The following is a 970-nucleotide window of genomic DNA, read 5'->3' on the forward strand; positions in this document are numbered from 1 at the left end:
TTTGCCCATGGCGAACTTCCGCCCCGGCCACCGACTGCCGGGCACGTTGCGGCGTGCCGGGCTGGTTGGCCTGGCCGCCCTGGCCCTGGGGGGCTGTGCCAACGGCGGGGCCAGCCCGGTCGGCGAGACCCTCACCGGGCTGCTGCCGGGCGGCAAGGTCGACGCCGCCCGCGCCGAGTCACTGCCCTATGCCTCGCTGGCCCTGGATACCGGCGACCGCAGCGGGCTGGTGATACTCGGCGCGATCGCCGGGCCCCACACCTACTGGCCCACCGGCCAGGACGGCATGCTGGTGCTCTTTGAGGAGGGCCTGCAGGCCACCGCGGGCCTGCCAGTGGACCTGCTGCAGAGCCGCTACCTGCCTCTCTCTCATCCGCAAGCTGCCAGCAGCCAGACTGGCGCCGAGCAATCTGGCACCAGCCAGGGGGAGGCCGAGTCGGCGCCTGCCGAAAACGCACAGGCCGATGACGAACGGTCGCGCTTCGTGCCCTGGCGCCAGGCCGCGCCGGCCGAGTACCGGGTGGAGCGCCGCTGGCAGCCCCGTGACGGCCTGCCCCGGGAGCTGGCCGCCCGCGGCAGCCTGCGCTGCGACGCCGCCCAGCCGGTCGAACTGCCCCCGCACGCTGGAGCGCTGCGAGGAGCGGCTGGAGTGGGACGACGGCAGCCGCACCCGTTCCACCCTGTGGCGAGACGCCGAGTCGCGGCGCCTGTGGGCGGTGCAGACGCGCCCCTGGCCGGGCGGGCCGCGCATCGAGTGGCAGGTGGCCAGGGCCTGGTGGTAGCCGGCCGTTAGAGGGAACACAACGACGAAGGCGGCGGCAATAGCCAGCCGCCCGGGACAAGCGATATCGGGGCAAGGGACATGATGCATGCGACGCAACGCCGGCTGCGCCAGCTGGCGGGCCTGGGCGGCCTGGTGCTGACGCTGGGCTGGGGCTTGTCGGCCGCCCAGGCCGAGGAACGCCGACTG

1 protein-coding gene is annotated in these 970 nt (G+C 74.1%); it reads left to right on the top strand.

Translation table 11 applies throughout. The annotated features are described in order from the left end of the window. Positions 1–793 (top strand): hypothetical protein (locus tag J5F18_RS13670; protein ID WP_346299153.1); only part of this gene is annotated, 793 nt, incomplete at its 5' end. Between the last annotated feature and the right edge of the window lie 177 nt (positions 794–970).

It is taken from the genome of Halomonas sp. BM-2019, assembly GCF_017584085.1.